At 46.0% G+C, this 19,643-nt stretch carries 19 protein-coding genes and 1 other RNA gene; 8 read left to right on the top strand and 12 right to left on the bottom strand.

Translation table 11 applies throughout. From position 1 onward, the window contains the following. Window positions 1-9 precede the first annotated feature (9 nt). Window positions 10-489 carry a hypothetical protein gene (locus IDJ77_RS26100; protein WP_191191942.1) on the bottom strand — a complete coding sequence of 160 codons (480 nt, stop codon included), beginning with the start codon at window positions 487-489 and terminating at the stop codon, window positions 10-12. A 251-nt stretch (window positions 490-740) separates the two neighbouring features. Between IDJ77_RS26100 and IDJ77_RS26105 the strand changes: the two genes are divergently transcribed. From IDJ77_RS26105 to IDJ77_RS26125, 5 genes are all read left to right on the top strand, one after another. Then, window positions 741-1,169, top strand: coding sequence for an OsmC family protein (locus IDJ77_RS26105; protein WP_191191943.1), 429 nt, complete (start codon window positions 741-743; stop codon window positions 1,167-1,169). Window positions 1,170-1,191: 22 nt separating this feature from the next. Continuing rightward, the gene (locus tag IDJ77_RS26110; RefSeq protein WP_191191944.1) at window positions 1,192-2,373 is read left to right on the top strand and encodes a trans-sulfuration enzyme family protein; all 1,182 of its coding nucleotides are present in this window, start codon (window positions 1,192-1,194) and stop codon (window positions 2,371-2,373) included. A 6-nt stretch (window positions 2,374-2,379) separates the two neighbouring features. Continuing rightward, complete coding sequence (locus IDJ77_RS26115) at window positions 2,380-3,219, top strand: maleylpyruvate isomerase N-terminal domain-containing protein (protein WP_191191945.1); 840 nt, start codon at window positions 2,380-2,382, stop codon at window positions 3,217-3,219. 52 nt (window positions 3,220-3,271) lie between these two features. Further along, window positions 3,272-4,378: a toxin-antitoxin system YwqK family antitoxin gene (locus tag IDJ77_RS26120; protein WP_191191946.1), complete on the top strand. Its 1,107-nt coding sequence runs from the start codon at window positions 3,272-3,274 to the stop codon at window positions 4,376-4,378. A 253-nt stretch (window positions 4,379-4,631) separates the two neighbouring features. Beyond that, window positions 4,632-5,996 (top strand): OmpA family protein, encoded by a 1,365-nt coding sequence (locus IDJ77_RS26125; protein ID WP_191191947.1) that lies wholly within the window; start codon window positions 4,632-4,634, stop codon window positions 5,994-5,996. Between the two features lie 89 nt (window positions 5,997-6,085). Here the strand turns inward: IDJ77_RS26125 and IDJ77_RS26130 are convergent, their stop codons facing one another. From IDJ77_RS26130 to IDJ77_RS26170, 9 genes are all read right to left on the bottom strand, one after another. After that, on the bottom strand, window positions 6,086-6,517 hold the full coding sequence (locus tag IDJ77_RS26130) for an L-rhamnose mutarotase (RefSeq protein ID WP_224751242.1): 432 nt from the start codon (window positions 6,515-6,517) through the stop codon (window positions 6,086-6,088). Between the two features lies 1 nt (window position 6,518). After that, a complete protein-coding gene (locus tag IDJ77_RS26135; protein WP_191191948.1) occupies window positions 6,519-7,808 on the bottom strand; it encodes an alpha-L-fucosidase in 1,290 nt (429 codons plus the stop codon). Window positions 7,809-7,924: 116 nt separating this feature from the next. Then, window positions 7,925-9,214 (bottom strand): BamA/TamA family outer membrane protein, encoded by a 1,290-nt coding sequence (locus IDJ77_RS26140; protein ID WP_224751243.1) that lies wholly within the window; start codon window positions 9,212-9,214, stop codon window positions 7,925-7,927. 234 nt (window positions 9,215-9,448) lie between these two features. Further along, window positions 9,449-10,828, bottom strand: a complete 1,380-nt coding sequence (locus IDJ77_RS26145; protein ID WP_191191949.1) for a sigma-54-dependent transcriptional regulator — start codon at window positions 10,826-10,828, stop codon at window positions 9,449-9,451. Window positions 10,829-11,014: 186 nt separating this feature from the next. Further along, an RNA gene (gene rnpB, locus IDJ77_RS26150) (RNase P RNA component class A) lies at window positions 11,015-11,396 on the bottom strand. Window positions 11,397-11,485: 89 nt separating this feature from the next. Further along, window positions 11,486-12,136, bottom strand: a complete 651-nt coding sequence (gene msrA / locus IDJ77_RS26155) for a peptide-methionine (S)-S-oxide reductase MsrA (RefSeq protein ID WP_191191950.1) — start codon at window positions 12,134-12,136, stop codon at window positions 11,486-11,488. A gap of 195 nt (window positions 12,137-12,331) precedes the next feature. Beyond that, window positions 12,332-12,565 (bottom strand): DUF3820 family protein, encoded by a 234-nt coding sequence (locus IDJ77_RS26160; protein ID WP_191191951.1) that lies wholly within the window; start codon window positions 12,563-12,565, stop codon window positions 12,332-12,334. Window positions 12,566-12,594: 29 nt separating this feature from the next. After that, the gene (locus IDJ77_RS26165) at window positions 12,595-13,536 is read right to left on the bottom strand and encodes an MBL fold metallo-hydrolase (protein WP_191191952.1); all 942 of its coding nucleotides are present in this window, start codon (window positions 13,534-13,536) and stop codon (window positions 12,595-12,597) included. Between the two features lie 135 nt (window positions 13,537-13,671). Then, window positions 13,672-14,136 carry a type II toxin-antitoxin system RatA family toxin gene (locus IDJ77_RS26170; RefSeq protein ID WP_191191953.1) on the bottom strand — a complete coding sequence of 155 codons (465 nt, stop codon included), beginning with the start codon at window positions 14,134-14,136 and terminating at the stop codon, window positions 13,672-13,674. Window positions 14,137-14,455: 319 nt separating this feature from the next. Here IDJ77_RS26170 and IDJ77_RS26175 point away from each other — a divergent pair, with 319 nt between their 5' ends. Beyond that, on the top strand, window positions 14,456-15,562 hold the full coding sequence (locus tag IDJ77_RS26175; protein WP_191191954.1) for an acyltransferase family protein: 1,107 nt from the start codon (window positions 14,456-14,458) through the stop codon (window positions 15,560-15,562). Window positions 15,563-15,684: 122 nt separating this feature from the next. Here IDJ77_RS26175 and corA read toward each other — a convergent pair whose 3' ends face one another. Both corA and IDJ77_RS26185 read right to left on the bottom strand, forming a co-directional pair. Then, window positions 15,685-16,809, bottom strand: a complete 1,125-nt coding sequence (gene corA, locus IDJ77_RS26180; protein WP_191191955.1) for a magnesium/cobalt transporter CorA — start codon at window positions 16,807-16,809, stop codon at window positions 15,685-15,687. Further along, on the bottom strand, window positions 16,810-17,421 hold the full coding sequence (locus IDJ77_RS26185; protein ID WP_191191956.1) for a WbqC family protein: 612 nt from the start codon (window positions 17,419-17,421) through the stop codon (window positions 16,810-16,812). A gap of 38 nt (window positions 17,422-17,459) precedes the next feature. Here IDJ77_RS26185 and IDJ77_RS26190 point away from each other — a divergent pair, with 38 nt between their 5' ends. Together IDJ77_RS26190 and IDJ77_RS26195 are read left to right on the top strand one after the other, a co-directional pair. After that, a complete protein-coding gene (locus IDJ77_RS26190; protein WP_191191957.1) occupies window positions 17,460-18,344 on the top strand; it encodes a lysophospholipid acyltransferase family protein in 885 nt (294 codons plus the stop codon). After that, entirely contained in the window at window positions 18,341-19,381 is a 1,041-nt protein-coding gene (locus IDJ77_RS26195; RefSeq protein ID WP_191191958.1) for a glycosyltransferase family 2 protein, read from the top strand. Before IDJ77_RS26190 ends, IDJ77_RS26195 begins: the two co-directional genes overlap by 4 nt. Window positions 19,382-19,643: the final 262 nt, after the last annotated feature.

Raw genomic sequence — 19,643 nt, forward strand, 5'->3', positions numbered from 1 at the left:
GGGAATGACCTAATTATACGCCGTTATCGCCTTATCAGATACGATTTGGATATCAAAAACACGTCGTAGCGGATTATAAGGGACAGCGTCATTCACCATTACATAAATGCTGCCCAGGTCTTTTACTGTATAGGCTTGCACATCGGCGGTACTGGTAGCTTTGTTCAGGTAATCGGCAATGGAATTGTAAATGAGGTTGTATTGCTGTAATTCGTTGGTTTCTATCTCTAAAAACAAGCGTCTGCCGTCTATCCGTACGTTTACATTACTATAGGTTCCACCCGGTATAGCCAGTGTATATTTCCGGGTGTTTTTCTTGATATTCTTTTCGGCCAGCGTGTACCCTTTTGCAATGAAAAAGGTATCGGCCCTGTTGATATTATTGTGCAGTAGGTAACTTAAGTCGTCGTATGATACCAGATTGCTTTGGGCAAAGCAGGCAGCGCCCGTGCAGAACAGGATGGCAATAATTAAGAGCAGCTTTTTCATGTATAAGAGTTTTACAGAACAGACAGAGCGAATTTCACCAATTAAAAGTAAAGTTGATTATTTACCACAGTAATATTACGAAGCCGTACGGGTAACTTGCTCATTTGCACCCGTTAACCTCATTTCTGTACTTTGGGTAAAGCCCATCAGTGTCACAGCCAACTCAGCTTTTTACCAAATTTGCTAAAATTGACCGGATCGGTAGTATTAATATTATATCATTATTACCTTAGCAAAATTATTTAAATACCATGCCTACTATAAAACTTGCACGCGTAAGCGGCGAATACGGCTTTGAAGCACACGATGAATACGGGCACACCGTACGGATGGACAGCAGCCCCGAAAGTGGCGGCGAAAACTTTGGGGTACGCCCCATGCAAATGCTGCTGATGGGTTTGGGCGGATGCTCGGCCATTGATGTGATCGCTATCCTGCGCAAGCAGCGCCAGGATGTTACCGGTTACGAGATGGTGATCAGCGGCGAACGCGAAGCCGGCAAAGAGCCATCGCTTTGGCAAACCATCAATTTAGAATTTCATTTATACGGAACCATCGATGAGGAAAAGGCAAATAAAGCCGTTGAACTATCGCTTGGCAAATACTGTTCGGTTGCAGCCACCCTTTATAAAGCCGAAGCCGATATCAAATGGCAGGTAATTATACATCCTGCTAAATAATATAATATACTACAGAAATAAAATGTCAAAAGAATTAGATCCCATAACCAAGGCCATACGTATCCGTGCCCCCAAAACACTTCAAAACGAGCATTCATCGCCCTTATATTTAACCAGCAGCTTTACTTTTAACGAGGCCGAAACCATGCGCGCCGCGTTTGCTGATGAGAACGATGAGAACATTTACAGCCGTTTCAGCAACCCAACCGTTGATGAATTTGTGGCCAAAATGTGCGCTTTGGAAGGCTGTGACGATGGCTTTGCTACGTCAACCGGGATGAGCGCCATCTTCTCTACCTTTATGGGTTTACTAAAAAGCGGCGACCACCTGCTGTGCTGCAGCTCGGTTTTTGGGAGTACTTTTACCATCGTAAATAAATATTTGCCTCGCTGGGGAATCACCTGCACGCTTATCCCCGCAAATGATAAAGCAGCCTGGGAGGCGGCCGTACAGCCAAACACCAAAATGCTTTACCTGGAAACACCAACCAACCCGCAGTTGGAGGTTATCGACCTGGAATGGGCAGGGCAGTTCACTAAAAAGCACAACCTGATATTCAACGTTGATAATTGCTTTGCTACACCATTGCTGCAAAGGCCGGTAGATTTTGGTGCAGATATTATTGTACACTCGGCCACTAAATGGATAGACGGGCAGGGCAGGGTACTGGGCGGCGTAATTGTTGGCCGTGCCGACCTGATCAAAGAGATCTACCTGTTTTGCCGCAACACCGGGCCGGCCATGTCGCCATTTAATGCCTGGGTATTAAGCAAAAGTTTAGAAACCTTAGACGTGCGCATGGAGCGCCATTGCGCAAACGCGTTAAAAATTGCCGAGACCCTGCAAAGCAATCCCAACGTAAGCTGGGTTAAATACCCCTTCCTGAAGGGGCACCCGCAGTATGATATCGCCAAAAAGCAAATGAAAGCCGGCGGTGGTGTGCTTTGTTTCGAGATAAAAGGCGGCGTTGTTGCCGGTCGTAAGTTTTTAGATGCATTGGAACTGATCTCGGTAACGGCCAACCTGGGCGATAGCCGTAGCATTGCCTCGCACCCGGCAAGCACCACACACTCTAAATTAACCGACGAGGAACGCGCATCGGTAGGTATTACACCGGGGTTGATCCGCATATCGGCAGGATTGGAGAAAGCCGAAGACGTGATCAACGATATTGTACAGGCATTAGAGCAAAGCCAGGCATAAATAATTATGGAGCAAGTAATTCCCGTACAAACCCTGCACCTTTTCCCGGTACTGGATAAGTTATTGGTGGAATTACTTGCCTCCTTATCTCCCCACGACTGGCACAAACCCACTGTTGCCAAACTATGGAATGTAAAGGATATTGCCGCCCACCTGCTGGATGGTAACGTACGCGCCATTGCCGCTTTAAACGGCTATCAAAATAACGAAGCTCCGCCCCAAATAAACAGCTACCAGGACCTGGTTTCTTTTTTAAATGAATTGAACGCGGTTTGGGTAAAAGCCATGAAACGGGTAAGCCCCGCTTTGATCACCCAACAACTGGAAAGCACAGGCAAGCAGTATGTAGAATACCTCCACACCCTTGATCCCTTTGCGCCGGCCATGTTTTCGGTGGCCTGGGCAGGGGAGGATACCTCGCTTAACTGGTTCCACATAGCGCGCGAGTACACCGAGAAATGGCATCACCAGCAGCAGATCCGCGATGCGGTTGGCAAACCGGGGCTGATAACCAGGGAGCTTTTTTACCCGGTTATTGATACCTTTATGTACGCCCTGCCGCATACATACCGCAATACGCCGGCAAAGGAAGGTACGGTTATCAAATTCACCATTACCAGCGATGTCGGCGGCGATTGGTTTTTAAAAAGAAGCCCTAATAAATGGGAATTGATGAAAGGCCTATCTCCCGAAAAAGTAGATGCCTCGGTAACCCTCGACCCGGACACCGCATGGAAACTCTTCACCAAGGCGATCTCTCCTGAAACGGCATTGGCCGCTTCTGCTACCACAGGCGATATCATTCTCGCTAACCCTATATTTAATATGGTGGCGGTGATGGCTTAGGGTTTTGCTTCTACGCAAAAATTAACTACCTTTTGTGCGCCAAACCAGCACAATGAAAAATCCCCTTTTTGTTTTTGTATTCCTTTGTATTACCCTCAATTTCGCGAAAGCGCAAACTAAAGAGCGGCGCATCATGTTTAAAACCATTGGCCAGGATAGCATTGCGATAGGTTTGAACGATGAATATTTTTTAATCGAAGACGATTGCGCCCAGATCATCCGCTACGCGCATTACAACTTTACCGACAGGATCTTCAGCGGCCATTTTAAAGATGTAAGCAAAGCAGAGCCCAGCCTGGTGGTATCCGAAGGCTATTATAACGAAGACGGCCAAAAGAACGGGCCTTTTTTTGCCAGGTACCTTAATGGCAATTTACGTGCAAAGGGCAGCTTTAAAAACAATGCTTACGACGGCAAATGGGAGATGTATTACGATAACGGCAAACCCGAAGTGAATTTTGAAGTAACCGATGGCGAGTACACCATAACCGAAGCCTGGAAGGCCGATGGCACCAAAGTGGTTGCCGCCGGCACCGGTGTATATATAAATGATATGCGTAATATGTACTGGAAAGGCAAATTGCTTAACGGCAAGCCCGACGGTACCTGGAAACTGACCAATGCTGCCAGTGGCAATACCTTATATACAGAACACTTTAAGAAAGGCGCTTTCCAGGATGGTAGTAACGATGCCGGCACTTACACCTATACCGATAAATCGCACATCCAATTCGTCAGCTTTTTTAAAATGCCATTATCAAATGTAGAAGCGATGTATTTTTCGCCCGTAATATGTAACGGAGTTGGGCCCGACAAGGTAGCGAGTGCACGGCATAAAGACGGCAACAACGCATTCGGCGAAGAAATTAAAGACCTCATAAGTCCGTTTTTAAGCACAGCAAACCTAAAAGAACTGGATAACAGTTTTACAATTGAGGGCGAAATTTCTGTAACTGGGGAGTTTACCAATATGCGCAGCCGCCAGGCATTTAGAGAAGACCTGGCAAGGGGCATCATCAACAGGTTGAAGAGCATGAGGGATATTATTCCGGCTACGGTTAACGGCCAGCCGGTGTCTCAAAAATTCAGCATAAAATTTGTGTTTAGCGATAGTGTGTACCAGTTTAGCTACCAACTTTTACAGGTAGAAACCAAGTAAAACGGCAAAAGCGTATATTTTTAGGGCCAATTTTTCTGTTTAATCGTAATTAAATACCTCAAATCTTCAAAATCGGGCGTTGTGGGGCCTTCTTATATAAATTACTAATGGATAGTAGTTTAGCTAAACCTTTTAGCACTAATAAAGGTTCAGGCACCTGATTGCGTTTTGCAAATATGCTTGTTGGCATAAATGTTGCCTGTCGGGGGTAAGCCCGTTGTATATTATAACGGGCGATACCAAATCATACAACATGAAAACAAATTTAAAAAAAGCAACATTGCTGTTAACCGGCCTTATGGTTGGCAGTAAACTGTTTGCCCAATCCCCCGACACAACAGTTACTAAAGATTATGTACAGCCATTTTCGGGCGGCGGCGCTTTCCGCACCTGGTCTATAGGTATCCATGGTGGTGTTTTAACCCCTTACACCATTTTTGGTACAAACGGTAAACAAGATTTTACAACTCCACAGGCCGAATTAGGTTACGGTGGCTACATCAAAAAGCAAATACTGCCATCATTTGGCTTACAGGCCGATTTCCTTGCAGGTAAGGTAAAAGGTAAAGATGCCCAGCCCGGCTCGGCATATAACAGCTTCCAAACAAAAGTACAATGGTCGGCAGCCTTAAGTGGTAACCTTACATTGGCAAACATTAACTGGCGCCATCAAAAAGGCGCAATACAGCCCTATGTTACTTTTGGTGGTGGTGTAATTAACTACAAACCGGTATTAACAACTGCTGCAGGTGTTTCTACAAACTTTAAAGCGAACGACGAAAGCATCCGCGAGGTGTTTATCCCGGTTGGTGCAGGTTTAAAATTCAACCTGGGCCGTGGTGTAAACCTTGATATGGGTTACCAGGTTAATTTTGTTGCCACCGATAATTTTGATGGTTACAACTACGGCGGCGGAAGCGATAAATTCTCTTACGCGCACATTGGTTTAGAATTTGCATTAGGCAGCAGCAAAAAACCACAATTAGCTACACATAACCCGGTAAACAGTATGCGTACCGAATACCTGTGGCAAGATCAACAAAATAAGGCTGCGTTACAGGCTCAAATAGATGCTGAAAAAGCCGCTAATGATAAATTGCGCGCTGATCTTGACGCTACGAATGCCAACTTAGCGAAATTCACGGTTGATAGTGATGCAGACGGCGTGCCTGATTTTTACGATAAATGCCCTAATACACCTGCCGGTACCAAGGTAGATGGTTCGGGTTGCCCGCTTGCAAAAGCCGAGGTTAAAGTTTACGTAACCGAAGAAGACAAACGCGTGGTTAAAGATGCTATCAATAACCTTGAATTTGATTTGGGTAAGGCAACTATCCGCCCTAAATCGTTCCCAAGTTTGGATAGGGTTGCTAAATTGCTGACCGATAAAAACTTCAGCCTTAAATTAGCAGGCCACACAGATGATACAGGTTCAGATGCCTTAAACTTAAGGTTATCTAAAGACCGTGCAGAATCTATCAAGGCCTACTTGGTAAGCAAAGGTGCAAACGCATCACGCATAGAAGCTACAGGTTATGGTGAAAGCCAGCCGATTGCTACTAACAAAACTGCTGCTGGCCGCCAGGCTAACCGTAGGGTTGAGTTTACCTTATACTAAGAGATCTTTAGAATCAAGAGGTAAGAATCGAGATTCAAGACAGCTCAAAATAGAAGCGCCCCAGTCATTTGATCGGGGCGCTTTGTTGTTTAGGGAGTATGGAACACTTCTTCCATATCGCTCCAGATCTTTCCTTTGGCTACGGCATCGGGGAGGGGGAGTTGGGTTGGGTCGGTTTCTTTCCACCAATTTTGAGTGGTTGTATCGGCGGCCATCTTTTGCATATCGGCGGTAAAATTCTCTCCCACGTATTCAAAATAGCTGAAGAGGTAAGGTTTACCGTTTATGTTTTTCAGATAGATAGAATAATTACGGATGTTGCACTCCTTTATCTTTTTGAGCACTTTAGGCCAGGCATGGGCGTGCAGGTATTTATAGCGGGCAATCTTATCCGGTTTTAACCCGGTAATGCTGGCGTAACGCTTTACAGGGGGGTGCTCCTCTGCAGGTTTATAAATGTAAGCAGCCACACAGATGATAAGGATCATCAAAACGATAAAAAGAATCTTCGTTCTCTCCATTTTAAGCCTTTATTACGGGTAGTTTTTCGGCATCCTGGTTTATTTCCAGTATTACCACGTTATCGTTTTCGTCAGGCAGTTTGGCGGGCAGAATTATCTGTATGGCATTGCCACTTTGTTTCGCGTCTACCTTTTCGCCGCCGAACAACGAGGCTTTATTAATAATCACACCTGTGATAGCCGGGATAGTTAGCGTATTGCCCGCGCTTTTAAATATGTGGATATAGATCTTGTTGCCTTTACGGGTACTGGCGAAATTATCGTTTGGTACAAATGGGCCGCCCCTGGTATTGTAAACGCTGCTGCCGTAAATTTTCATCCAGTCGCCAATTTCTTTAAGGCGGGCCACCTGCCTGCCTTCTATGCGGCCATCCATCATCGGGCCAACATTAAACAGCAGGTTGCCGTTGCCGGCAGCTGTTTTTACCAGCGTTTGGATGCACTCCTTTAACGATTTCATCTGGTCGTTCGGTTTCCATGCCCATTGCTGGCAAATAGTGATACAGCTTTCCCATGGTTCGTTCATATTTAGCTGCCCTATGCGTTGTTCAGGCGTGAGGTAATCCCCAACCGATTCATTGTTCAGCACCTCACTTACTTTACCCAGGCGGTTGTTCACCAATATTTGAGGGTTGATACTTTTAATGTAATCATATATCTCGCGACCGTCGGCATTGGTCCATGGTTTTTCCCAGTAGCCATCAAACCAAAGCAGGTAAGGGTCGTATCTGGTGATAAGCTCCTTTAGTTCACCTTTCATGGTGGTCTTAAAGGCGGTCATATCACCTTTTACATTTTGGGTAGAATCATTAGGGTTTTGGATAGGGTAGTTCTTATCGTGCCAATCCAACACTGTGCAGTAGATGCCGAAGATCATCCCTTGCTTTTTGCAGGCTTTCGCCAATTCGCCAACAATATCCCGTTTAAAAGGGCTGTTCATGATGTTATAGTCAGAGAATTTTGTGGGCCACAGGCAAAATCCGTCGTGGTGTTTGGCGGTGATCACCAGGTATTTAATGCCGGCATCTTTGGCGGCCTTTACCCAGGCGTCGGCATTAAATAAAACCGGATTAAATTCCTTGTAAAGACTGTCATAATCGGCCTGGGCCACTTCTTTATTGCGGCTCCAGCCAATTTCGGTGCCCCTTAAGGTTACGGGACCAAAGTGCACAAACATGCCAAAACGCTGATCCATAAATTCGCGCATACGGGCTTTTTGCGCTTGCTGGGCAAAGCTTTGCGCCGAAATGATCAATAGTAAACAGGCAAGAAAATATCTTTTAGCAGCCATTACAGGTAGATTTATAACAATGAAATTGGTTGCTATAAAAATAGGCAGGCTGTTTGCCGCTGTAAATGGATAATCCGAATATGATAATGGATTATGCTTTTGCCAGCGGATGAGATTTAAAATGCCTCATTCAATCCCAAAAAGAAGCCCCTGGCGCCGTATTTACCCCACGCGTAATCAAGGCACAGGTTGGTACGGGTGGCTTTGTTGAACAGCACACGTAAACCGCCGCCATAGCCCGGCTGCCAAACCTGGAAGAGTTTAGTACCTGCCTCATCATTTGCAGTTTGCAGGTTAAAAAAGGCCACACCGCTTAGGAATTTATTGCGGGTGATGGGAAAACGGTATTCCGCCTCGGAGTAATTGTATTTGGTGCCTTTAAAATATTGCGATACATACCCGCGCCCGCTACGAAAACTGCCGTCTTTAGCAGTGCCCGGCAATTCGAGATAGGGGATATTCCCAGCAATGAGGTAAGAGCCCCAATTCCAAAACGCAATAACATGCTCGGGATGTTCGGTAGAAAGGCTAAAGTATTTACGGAAGTCGGTGGTGAACTGTAATGCATTTTTGGAACTGCCCATCCATTCCTGGTTTACGCGAAAACCAGCATCAATATAAAAACCTTTATAAGCACGGTTTTGATTATCGCGGGTTGTGTATTGTACGTTAAACAGCAGCCCGTTTGCCTGGTAGCTGCCATTGCTAAAGCCGTGGCGTTCGTTATAGATAGTATACGGCGTAAGCCCGGTTGATTTGGTATCTTCGATATTGCTGCGGATATCAAACGATACGCCGGCACCCACAAAAAGGTTTTTCTGCACTTCCTTATAAACTTTCTCGCGGATGTTGAAATAAACGGAGTGCAACGCACGCCCTTTACGGTCGGCATTGGCGAGTATTTGGTCTTCTGTGCTGCCGTTATTTGCCTGGGCTATGCCCAGCCCATAATCGGGCGAAACGGTCTTGGCAATTACCAGGTTACCCTGGAAGTTCCAGTTATTGCCCGGTGTGTAAATGTTGTGATTTACGTAAAAGTAAATAATACCCTTTGTAGTGATGGATGCAGACGTAGCCGCAACGGATAACAGCGTATTGGGGTCGTTACCCAGTTTACGGCCTGCTACTGCCTTTATGCCCAGCTGCGACCCGATACTTGGGTTCGATGCGATATTGGGTATAATGGTGATCCCGGAGGATTTCTTATAAACACTATCGGGCTTGCGTTTGGGGTGAAAGATATCTTTGAACAGGTCGCCGATATCATATTGCGAACCGAGTTCCGCACCCTGTTTATTTTGCTGCTTTAACTCTATCGACTTCATTTTAGCCCCTTTTACAGTATCAGCAGCAGTGGGCTGCACCTGGGCGTAAGCGGCGCTAAGCCCGCAAAACAGAAAGCTCAATAATAAAATTGTGAGTCGGGTATATTTATGATGATTATTCAAAGCTATTCGTTTTAAAATTGACTATTCTATGAAACGGGTCAATTTTTAAACCAAAAAGCTGAGTGAAATGTTTGGATGGGTAATAGAGTTGTTACGCGGAGATGACGAAATGGATTAAAACGCGAGGATAACAAAAGAGGCCAGCTATTACCAGCCGGCCTCTTTATAATATTGTTAAGGACGTATAAGTGCTTATTCCCCTCTTTTCAAGCCAAATTTTTCAATCTTGCTGTACAGGTGACTGCGTTGGATATCAATATCATCGGCGGTTTTTGATACATTCCAGTTGTTTTTTTCGAGTTTGAACTTGATGTACTCGCGCTCGGCGAAATCCTTGTATTCCTGGAAGTTGGTAAACTGGTCAAAATCGGTTTGCGGCGCGGCTGCTACGGCCGCGGTGGCTGCAACGGGCGCGCTTGGGTTGGCAAATGCTCTTACATCGCCATCGGTAATGGTTTTATCGCTCAGGATGATGAGGCGCTCCACCATATTGCGCAGCTCGCGGATGTTACCCGTCCACGGTAGGGCTTTAAGCGCTTCCAATGCGGCATCTGAGATCTTTTTGGTAGGCATGCCGTATTCGTTGCAAATCTCATCCAAAAAGGCTTGTGTAAGCAAGCCGATATCGTCGCGGCGCTCGGTAAGCGGGGGCACGTGGATAAGGATAACACTGAGGCGGTGGTACAAATCCATACGGAAGTTGCCAGCCTCAATTTCCTTTAACAGATCTTTATTGGTTGCCGCCACTACGCGTACATCCACATCTATTTCTTTTTCGCCGCCTACGCGGGTAATTTTACTTTCCTGCAGGGCACGCAGCACTTTGGCCTGTGCACTCTGGCTCATATCGCCTATCTCATCTAAAAACAGCGTGCCGCCATTTGCCGATTCGAATTTGCCTATACGTTGTTTGATAGCCGAGGTGAAGGAGCCTTTTTCGTGGCCGAACAGCTCGCTCTCTATCAGTTCTGATGGAATAGCCGCGCAGTTTACTTCTATAATAGGGCCGTTGCTGCGGTTAGATTTTTCGTGCAACCAGCGCGCTACCAGCTCTTTACCGCTACCATTGGCACCGGTAACCAGTACGCGGGCATCAGTAGGGCCAACACGTTCAATAGTTTCTTTTATTTTTACGATAGCCTGCGATTCGCCTAAGATGGGGCGTACCTTGGATACCTTACGTTTTAATACTTTGGCCTCAACAACCAGGCTACCGCGGTCTAATGCGTTGCGTACGGTAATAAGCAGGCGGTTAAGATCGGGCGGTTTGGAGATAAAATCGAACGCGCCTTTTTTACTGGCCTCAATAGCAGTTTCTACCGTGCCATGGCCCGATATCATGATAAAAGGCAAGTCGGGTTTTAGGCTCAATCCTTCGGTAAGCACTTCCATGCCATCCATGCGGTTCATTTTTATATCGCACAGTACCAGGTCATAATCATTTTTGCGGATAAGTTCGAGCCCGTCTACGCCATTGTCTATATCTTCAACAACGTAGTCTTCATATTCTAAGATCTCGCGCAGGGTATTGCGGATAGACCGCTCATCATCAATTATTAAAATTTTTGCCATGTGTTGTTAAAACGAAAAACAGGTAGTAATGTTTGACTGCTAATATATAAATTGTATAGAATATTAAACAGTTTTTTGATGAGTGGTGAATTTTCAAAAGCTCTGCCCACAGGCTGTCACTCGTAATACGCACTATTCACCAATCAACCACTTACAAAAAAACCTGCCCCGAAGGGCAGGTTTTTTTACAGCTGCAAACCTGTAAGCCGGGTTCTGTGTTCCTTTGCAGGAATTTCTATCATTAATCTGGCCCTGCCGTTGCCGGCAGGTTCAATCAACCTACCCATTCTGACGTCCCCGTAGGGAGGCGGGAGCGAGCAGCTCCGCTTTCAGAACCTATTTGGTTTTTCAACTCCTGAGGTTTACCGCGATCCCGGTCGCCCGGAAAAGCCGTGAGCTCTTACCTCACGTTTTCACCCTTACCCCGAATAAATTCGGGGCGGTATATTCTCTGTGGCACTTGCTGTCGCCCGCTGCGGGCGCCTTCCCGTTAGGAAGCAGGATGCTCTGTGTTGCCCGGACTTTCCTCCACCCACTAAGCGCGGGTAGCGATAGAACGTTTTGCGGTGTAAAGATACAGTTAATGGTTCATAGATGATAGTTCATAGTTAATAGAAGCTACTAAAACCTTTGGGGCCATGAACCATCAACTATGAACTATATGCCCTTCGCAAACTCCGGCTTTAAATACTCCTTCATCGCTTTGCGCATTTTCAGCACTTTAGGGGTTGATACGGCGCCTATGTACGGGTTATCGCCATTGGTGCGGTAATAGCCCTGGTGATATTTTTCGGCAGGGTAAAACACTTTAAAGGGTACAACCTGGGTAACCACCGGGTTTGGGTAATGCTTTGATGCATTTACTTTTTTGATAGCGGCTTCCAGCGCGGCCTTTTCGGCATCACTGCGGTAAAAGGCAATGGAACGGTAATCGGTACCAACATCGGGGCCCTGGCGGTTAAGCGTGGTTGGGTCGTGCGCGGATAAGAAGGCTTCGGCAAGCGTGGCATAAGTGATCACCTTGGGGTCGTAATATACCTGTACAGTTTCGGCGTGGTTGGTTGTGCGGGTGCTCACTTCTTCGTAGGTGGGGTTAGCGGTGTTCCCCCCGGCATAGCCGGAGATTGCCTTGTTAACACCCTTCAGTTCGCTCAAAGCCTCCTGCATGGCCCAGAAACAGCCGCCGCCAAAGGTGGCTACCGCTTCGCCGGCGGCGGGTTTTGGCAATACGGCCATACCTTTTGGTTGCCCGTTGGCACAGCCTACAATAAGTAATGCCGAGGCTACATATAATGCTAATTTTTTCATGATTCGTTTTTATCTGTTTGTAGTAATAAACGTAAAAACCTTACAGGAAGGATGCCTTGTATCGTCATTAGTAAGTAATATCGAATATCAAATTTCGAACTCCGAATTTCGAAGTGAAATTTACCTTCATTATTCGATATTCAGCATTGGGTGTTCGATATTATGTTCAACTAATCTCCGGCCTCTAACCTCTGATCATCTCTTCCCCGCTTTTATCATCCAAAGCAGCTTATCCAGCCCGTTTAGTTTTATTTCATAGGCGGTGCTCATCAGCATGCCCAGCTTACCCGGAGGGAAGCCTTTGCGTTGCATCCACTCCAGGTAGCTAATGGGGATATCGCTTATCAGTGTATCTTTATACTTACCAAAGGGCATCCGGGTTTTTACTATATCCACTAAGATCTGCGGGTCGGCATTAACATTTTCCACGGGGTAAATGTATGGAATTTACCCGCGGACTACCACAATTTTGTTGCCTTGCTCACCACTAAAAAACCTACCAATGCCGCAGCTATTGCCAATGCGGCTTTTGTGCGTTTATTGCTTATAACAGGCGGAATATAGCGCACGCCGTTCTCGTCGCTTACCGCCGCGTGGCCCACATAGCGGCCTTGTTTTGGTACGGCTATCTCCTCAAAGCGGTTGGCCAGGAAATTGAGTTCGGTTGCCAGTTCGCGGCCGCGCATTACGGGGCCATGCCCGGTTGCTGCTATCCGGGGCTGTAAGGCAGCAAGCTTACGTACCGATTTTGCCGCTGCGATCCAGTCGCTGGTGATGTATTTGGGAGGGCCGCTCACCTTCTTTTTATAAAAAGCAAGGTGCCAGGCAGATTCGGCCTGCGTGGTAGTAAAGGCATCGCCTGCTATCAGCGTAGTGTTCAGCGGCATAAATAAGGAGATATGCCCCGGCGTATGGCCGGGTGTATGGATCACTTTCCATTCTGGTAATTCGGGGATACCATCGTACATATCTATTTCCACCAGGTTACGGCGGATGTTGATAGGCTTTGTAGAAAACAGTACTGAAGCGAGACTCATGAGCCCGCCGCCGGTTTGCGGGTCGGCAGGAGGGTAGGACGATTTACCGGTAAGGTAAGGCGCCTCTAAATGGTGCGCGTAAACGGCAACGTTCCATACTTTCAGCAACTCAAGAAGCGAGCCGGAATGATCGCTGTGCCCATGGGTAAGTATTATAGCCGCGGGGCGGGTTCCCGGGCCGAATATTGCTTCGGCCATGGCAATAATTTTATCTTCGGAACCTTTTGTACCGGTATCTACCAGCACCCAGCCTTTGCCGGCACCACGGCGGTTGGCTATCATATACACGTTTACAAATAGTAGCCTCATGCCCCAAACGCCTTGCGCTACCTGGAAATATTTAACATCTTTTTTAGCAAGCATAATTTTTATAATGGTTGCTAATTAACAGGCAGAACAACTAAATGGTTTTAATTTATGGGATTGCACCGGTTACTGTAGGACTACACCGATTTTTGAAAAAAATAATTACACCTATTGTAAATTGAACCCTAAGATTTAAGAAGGTTGTACCGATGGCGCCGCCTCTACGCATTTCTTCAGGTCTCTTAAACGCTGGCGCACGTTGCTGCGCAAATTACTTTTTATAAAACCGCCCACCAGCGTGAAGGGGAACCTGAGCCGGAAATTATATAAAAAAGTGACTTTAGCCGTATCGGCGGTTACGTTTCTAAACGTCCACGACCCGGCGAATGTTTTGAACATGTAGGGGCCGTGTGTCATTTTTACGGCGGTGGTCCATGGGCGGCTAAAAGTAACGTAGCGTGTTTCCATACCCATGCCGTTACGGGCCACGCACCAGGCTTTAACACCTTTGCCTGCTTCGGTAGCGCCGTTTATCAATTCGGCCTGTTTTAAAAATGTGTCCCAGTCAAGCCGTTTGTTATAGTCCTGGGTATAATCAAAAATGATGTCCGCAGGTTTATTGATGATGATCTTTTCTGAGAAATGGAAAGATGACATAGCGTAATATAAGTAAGGGTATGGGTAAAGTTAAGGATTTACAACGGGCAATAAAACTGTCCCACGTGATTTTTATAATTTTCACTCATTTTGGTTAAGTTGCTTATAATAAAAAGATTATATCGGTTATTTGAATAGCAGGGATGTCCCAAAGTGTTTCACTGATTTTAGTTAAAATACTGATACACAATGCAAATCAAAAAACGGGTGTCCCACTTATAAACTGGGACACCCGTTTTTTAATCTGCACATCTGCAGACTTGCACATCTGCACATCTTCACTTATCTTGCCACCTCAACCTGATTATTTTAAACCTTCATGAGTAAACCCCATTACCCCATACTGGATGGCCTGCGCGGTACTGCCGCCGTATTGGTAGTTATCTTCCATCTTTTTGAGGCTTATTTCCCCGAACTGCCCAAACACCCGATGCATCATGGTTACCTCGCGGTAGATTTTTTTTACTTGCTCTCGGGCTTTGTGGTAGGCTACGCGTATGACGACCGCTGGGCACAGGGCATGACGATAAAGCAATTCTTCAAAATAAGGTTCATTCGCCTGCATCCGCTGGTAATACTGGGCACCATCGTTGGCGCCGTCTGTTTCTGGTTCGATCCGTATAAGGATATGCAGATAGTAGATATCGGCAAGTTTGTTACGGTAATACTGCTTGGTTTTACACTTTTGCCTGCTACTACTGACGTGCGAGGCTGGGGCGAAACACACCCGCTGGATGGCCCCTGCTGGAGCTTGATGCAGGAATACATTGCCAATATTCTTTACGCCGTTATAGGCCGTAAGCTAAGCAAAGGCGGGCTTTGGGCAGTAGTTATTATAAGTGGAATGGTGCTTTTGGTGGTATCGGTAGATCATGGCGATCTGGGTACCGGCTGGGGCTACGCCAAAATTAAATCGGCCTTTATTGCCGATTGGTTCTACGGAAAAGGCTCGGAAGGGTATCCTAATATCTGGGTTGCGCCGGTGCGCATGATGTTCCCTTTCTTTGCGGGGCTATTGCTTTTCCGCACAGGTAAATTGATAAGGGTACCTATGGCCTATACAGTTTGCTCTTTATTGCTTGCTGCATTATTCTTCTTCCCATGGTACAGTTGGAACGGTTACTTCGATGCGCTTTGCATCATCATTATCTTCCCGATAATTGTAGCGGCAGGTGCGGGCGGCGAAATCAGCGGCCGATGGGCAAAGCTGTGTAAATTCTCGGGCGATATATCGTACCCCATTTACATTATGCACTACCCGTTCATTTACGTATACACTTTCTGGATAGCCAAAACAAAACCCGCGCCGTCAACGGTAATACCTGTAGCCGCAGGTTTGTTCTTCTTCTTCATTATACTGGCTTACGCCGCACTGAAATTGTTTGATGAACCGGTGAGGAAGTGGTTGAAGGCGAAGCTAGTCTGAACCTGGATTTATACGATTCTCTATATTAAGGGATTTGATTTGCAACCGGCAACCTAATTAACCGACTTGCAAATCAAAATCCCTTAAATCGTATAAATCCGCTTAATCCCTGTTCAGACGGATTACAGCTTATTAAACCATCCCTTTTTCCAAAAGATAAAAAGTAATCCCACTCCAATGCCAAACATTAGGATGATGGCAAAAACATAACCGTGATGCCAATATAGTTCGGGCATATTGTCGGGTATCACATGGCCATGGTCGTCCGTGCGACTAAAGTTCATGCCATATACACCGGCGATGAAGGTAAGCGGGATAAATACCACCGAGATGATGGTGAGCACTTTCATGATCTCGTTCATGCGGTTGCTTACCATACTTAGGTACAGATCGATAATGCTACTGGTTACCTCTTTATAGCTTTCTACCATATCCATGGCCTGGATGCAATGGTCGTAAGCATCGCGCAGGTACAGCTTTACGTCTTTAGTAATGAGCTCGCTTTCGCTGCGGATCATATCGTTTATCTTATCGCGCTCGGGCCAGCAAGAGCGGCGGATAACAATAAGCGTGCGCTTTAGCTGCTGCGCCTCAAACATGATACTTTTATCGGGGCTTTCGTAAAGCTTATCTTCGGTTTGGTCTATGCGGTCGCCAATTTGGGAGAGCACCACAAAATAATTATCCAGGATGGTATCGGTAAGCGCGTAAAAAATATAGCCCGGCCCGGCAGTGCGGATAATACCCTTGCCTGCCTTTAGGCGCGTTTTTACCGGCTCAAAGTAATCCATATGGCTTTCCTCAAAGCTGATGATGATATTATCCTTTACAATACCACTAAACTGGCAGTTCACCAGTTCGTTCTCTTTATTAAAATAAATGATGCGGCTGGTACCGAATACATAATCATCGTACTCATCAAATTTGGGACGTTGGTGGGTGTTTACCACATCCTCCAAAACCAGCTGGTTAATGCCCATAAATGTGCCGATATCTTCTATCAGTTTGGCATCGCCAAGGCCGTTTATCTTTATCCAGTGGGTATGGTCGGTACACTTTTTTATCTGCTGCGTTATGGTTTTCATATCGCGGCCCTCGCTGGTTTGCAGGTCGGTTTCGTTAAACGAGTAGATAACGATCTGCGGTTCTAACGCATCGTCCGGAATATCTATAGTGCCGGGGCGTGCGCCAACTTCAAACTTACGTTTCTTGTTTTTAAAGTGTACCCGTTTGGTAAAAGAGCTCATTTATAAATAATTTACAGCCTGCGGCCCCTGGTTAAACAGCAAATCTACGATGCTTTGGTTCTTCAAAAAGCCAATCCGCTCCTCAAAAACCTGAAAGTAGGGCTTTTGTTCCATATCCACAGGGTTTTTAGCACTCATGGTATAACGCAGGTCGGTAAGGGTAGGGTATGCGGCCTCGTAAGTTTCGGTAAATTGTAAGGGCAGCTTTATTTTAAGCAGGCGTAGCAGCAGTTCCAGCAGTTCGGTATTATAATCGAACAGGTAGGGGTAATGCTTCTCATAAAAGGGCGAAAAATCATCCTCGTAATACTCAAAGTAAGCCGAACGGCGGTAGCAGGCCTGCAGGCTTAGCCAGTGCAGGCGCTGCCATTTAAAATCGTAGCTTATCTGCACGTCCTTTACCTTGGTGTGGTTCTTGGCACCTTTTATTACCGGCACCGTAAGCGCCAGCGAGCCATCAGGCGAGTAGATGTTTGTCCGGTTGCGGTAAGTTTGTTTGGGGAAGTGTTCCTCCTTTTCCATCAGCACATTTGGCTTAAACTTAACCAGGTGGGTAAAGTATTCCACCGGGGGCAGATAGAACATCGGTAAAACAGCACCATTCTCAATCATATATATTTTTTATGTTTGTGGCAAAATTGGTTAAAATAATGTTAAAAAAGGCGGCAGACAGCATAGGTATATTTTTTTGGTACCTCTTCTCTTTACTGCCCTTTTGGTTTTTGTACCTCGTTTCTGATGGTTTATACGTGCTTATTTACTATGTAGCCAAGTACAGGCGACGGGTAGTGCGCGAGAACCTCAAAAATTCCTTCCCTGATAAAAGTGAAGCCGAACTGCTTAAAATAGAGAAGCAATACTTCAGATACATGGGCGATCTGCTGATGGAAACCTTTAAGATGATCAGTATATCCGAAAAGGAACTGCGCGCCCGGATGCACATGAAAAACCCCGAAATTGTGGAGCATTACTTTAGCCAGGGCAAAAGCATTATTGCGGCTGCCGGGCACTACGGCAACTGGGAAATGTCTGCACTGGCCTTTGGGATGTTATCTCAAAATAAAACCATCATTGTTTACAAACCTTTGAGCAACCCGCGATTCGATGCCTTTTTAAACAAACAACGGGCGAGGTTCGGCTCGATGCTGGTAACCATGAAACAAACGCTGCGCACTATGATCTCCCTAAAGGATGAGCGCACGGTAAGCGTACTCGCATCCGACCAAACCCCCGGCGTAAACGAGGTTACCTATTTCACCACTTTTTTGAACCAGCCTACAGCGGTGTTTTTAGGTATCGAGAAAATTGCAAAAATGACGGACGCCGCAGTGGTGTTCTACCGGATAGAATGTATAAAGCGGGGTTATTACACTTACGAATTGGTACCACTGGTAGATAACCCCAAAGAAACCACGCAATACGAGATCACCAATATGCAGGTAGGCTATTTGGAAAAGCAGATAAAGGAAACCCCGCAATATTGGCTTTGGAGCCACAGGCGCTGGAAATTTAAGCCGGAGGATTTTAAACGATGAGCAATTTCCCAAAAGTTGCCGTTGTGATACTCAACTGGAACGGCCTTAAACACCTGGAACAATTTTTACCAAGCATCCTGGCGTCAACATACCCAAACCTGGATGTTATTGTTGGCGATAATGCCTCTACGGATGGCTCGGTAGTATTTTTGCAGGCGAGGTATCCATCTGTAGGCATTATAGAAAATAAAGAGAATTACGGCTTTACGGGCGGCTATAACCGCATACTTACACAGGTAGAAGCTGATTATTATGTGCTGCTTAACTCCGATGTAGAGGTTACGCCCGGTTGGATAGAACCCGTTATTGCATTAATGGAAAGCGATGAGCGGATTGCAGCTGCGGGCCCCAAGTTAAAATCTTACACGCAGAAAACGCATTTCGAATACGCAGGCGCTGCCGGGGGCTTTATAGATCACTTTGGCTACCTGTTTTGCCGCGGGCGCATCTTTGATGCACTGGAAGAAGATTTGGGCCAGTACGATACGCAAAGTGAAGTTTTTTGGGTATCGGGCGCGGCCCTGTTCATCCGCAAAAAGCTGTGGGATGCCGCAGGTGGCCTGGATGAAAGTTTCTTTGCCCATATGGAAGAGATTGATCTTTGCTGGCGACTGAAAAATATGGGCTACAAGGTAATGTATTGCCCGCAATCAACCGTATACCATGTTGGCGGGGCTACGCTCAATGCCGAGAGCCCTTTTAAAACTTATCTCAATTTCCGCAATAATCTGCTCATGCTGAAAAATAACCTCACTTTTTGGCGGGCGGTTTGGGTTATAGGCATCCGCTTTTGGATGGACCTGCTGGCATTGGCCAAGTTCCTGGCGGAAGGCAAAACGAAAAACGCCTGGGCCATCAGCAAGGCGCACCAGAATTTTGTACGCCGCTTGTTCTGGAAAACAAAGGCCAACCATTTAAAGGTAAAAGGCATTGCCTGGCAGCACCTAACCGGCTACTATGCCCGCAGTATTGTTTGGGACTTTTTTGTAGGAAAAAAACGAAAGTTTTCGCAACTGATTGCAAAGGCTTTTCAGTAAAACCACGCAATTTTATGCCAGTTTTTTAAGAAATTTAGCCCTTGTTGGTGTTGTCACCAACAAGCCCGTGAAGTAATCAGATACGTAATAACTCCATTGCCTTTTCGGTGGTCATCCATTTACAGGCATCCGCTTTGTTGGTGACAACACCATAGCCGTTAACTTAAGGGATTAAATATATCATCAACAATCTGAAAAGCCGCTTTTTTGCCTTTTTTGGGTTCAATAAGCAAATGTTTTATAATGGGAAAGATGAATAATT

It is taken from the genome of Mucilaginibacter pankratovii, assembly GCF_014773265.1.
Classification (GTDB): domain Bacteria; phylum Bacteroidota; class Bacteroidia; order Sphingobacteriales; family Sphingobacteriaceae; genus Mucilaginibacter; species Mucilaginibacter pankratovii.

Coding starts and splice junctions, on each gene's coding strand:
- IDJ77_RS26145 (WP_191191949.1), bottom strand. CDS start 10,828: ATGGCAAAAATTTTAATAATTGATGATGAGCGGTCTATCCGCAATACC.
- IDJ77_RS26165 (WP_191191952.1), bottom strand. CDS start 13,536: ATGCTTGCTAAAAAAGATGTTAAATATTTCCAGGTAGCGCAAGGCGTT.
- IDJ77_RS26105 (WP_191191943.1), top strand. CDS start 741: ATGCCTACTATAAAACTTGCACGCGTAAGCGGCGAATACGGCTTTGAA.
- IDJ77_RS26125 (WP_191191947.1), top strand. CDS start 4,632: ATGAAAACAAATTTAAAAAAAGCAACATTGCTGTTAACCGGCCTTATG.
- IDJ77_RS26115 (WP_191191945.1), top strand. CDS start 2,380: ATGGAGCAAGTAATTCCCGTACAAACCCTGCACCTTTTCCCGGTACTG.
- IDJ77_RS26190 (WP_191191957.1), top strand. CDS start 17,460: ATGTTAAAAAAGGCGGCAGACAGCATAGGTATATTTTTTTGGTACCTC.
- IDJ77_RS26175 (WP_191191954.1), top strand. CDS start 14,456: ATGAGTAAACCCCATTACCCCATACTGGATGGCCTGCGCGGTACTGCC.
- msrA (WP_191191950.1), bottom strand. CDS start 12,136: ATGAAAAAATTAGCATTATATGTAGCCTCGGCATTACTTATTGTAGGC.
- IDJ77_RS26135 (WP_191191948.1), bottom strand. CDS start 7,808: ATGGCTGCTAAAAGATATTTTCTTGCCTGTTTACTATTGATCATTTCG.
- IDJ77_RS26130 (WP_224751242.1), bottom strand. CDS start 6,517: ATGGAGAGAACGAAGATTCTTTTTATCGTTTTGATGATCCTTATCATC.
- IDJ77_RS26100 (WP_191191942.1), bottom strand. CDS start 489: ATGAAAAAGCTGCTCTTAATTATTGCCATCCTGTTCTGCACGGGCGCT.
- IDJ77_RS26110 (WP_191191944.1), top strand. CDS start 1,192: ATGTCAAAAGAATTAGATCCCATAACCAAGGCCATACGTATCCGTGCC.
- corA (WP_191191955.1), bottom strand. CDS start 16,809: ATGAGCTCTTTTACCAAACGGGTACACTTTAAAAACAAGAAACGTAAG.
- IDJ77_RS26120 (WP_191191946.1), top strand. CDS start 3,272: ATGAAAAATCCCCTTTTTGTTTTTGTATTCCTTTGTATTACCCTCAAT.
- IDJ77_RS26170 (WP_191191953.1), bottom strand. CDS start 14,136: ATGTCATCTTTCCATTTCTCAGAAAAGATCATCATCAATAAACCTGCG.
- IDJ77_RS26185 (WP_191191956.1), bottom strand. CDS start 17,421: ATGATTGAGAATGGTGCTGTTTTACCGATGTTCTATCTGCCCCCGGTG.
- IDJ77_RS26195 (WP_191191958.1), top strand. CDS start 18,341: ATGAGCAATTTCCCAAAAGTTGCCGTTGTGATACTCAACTGGAACGGC.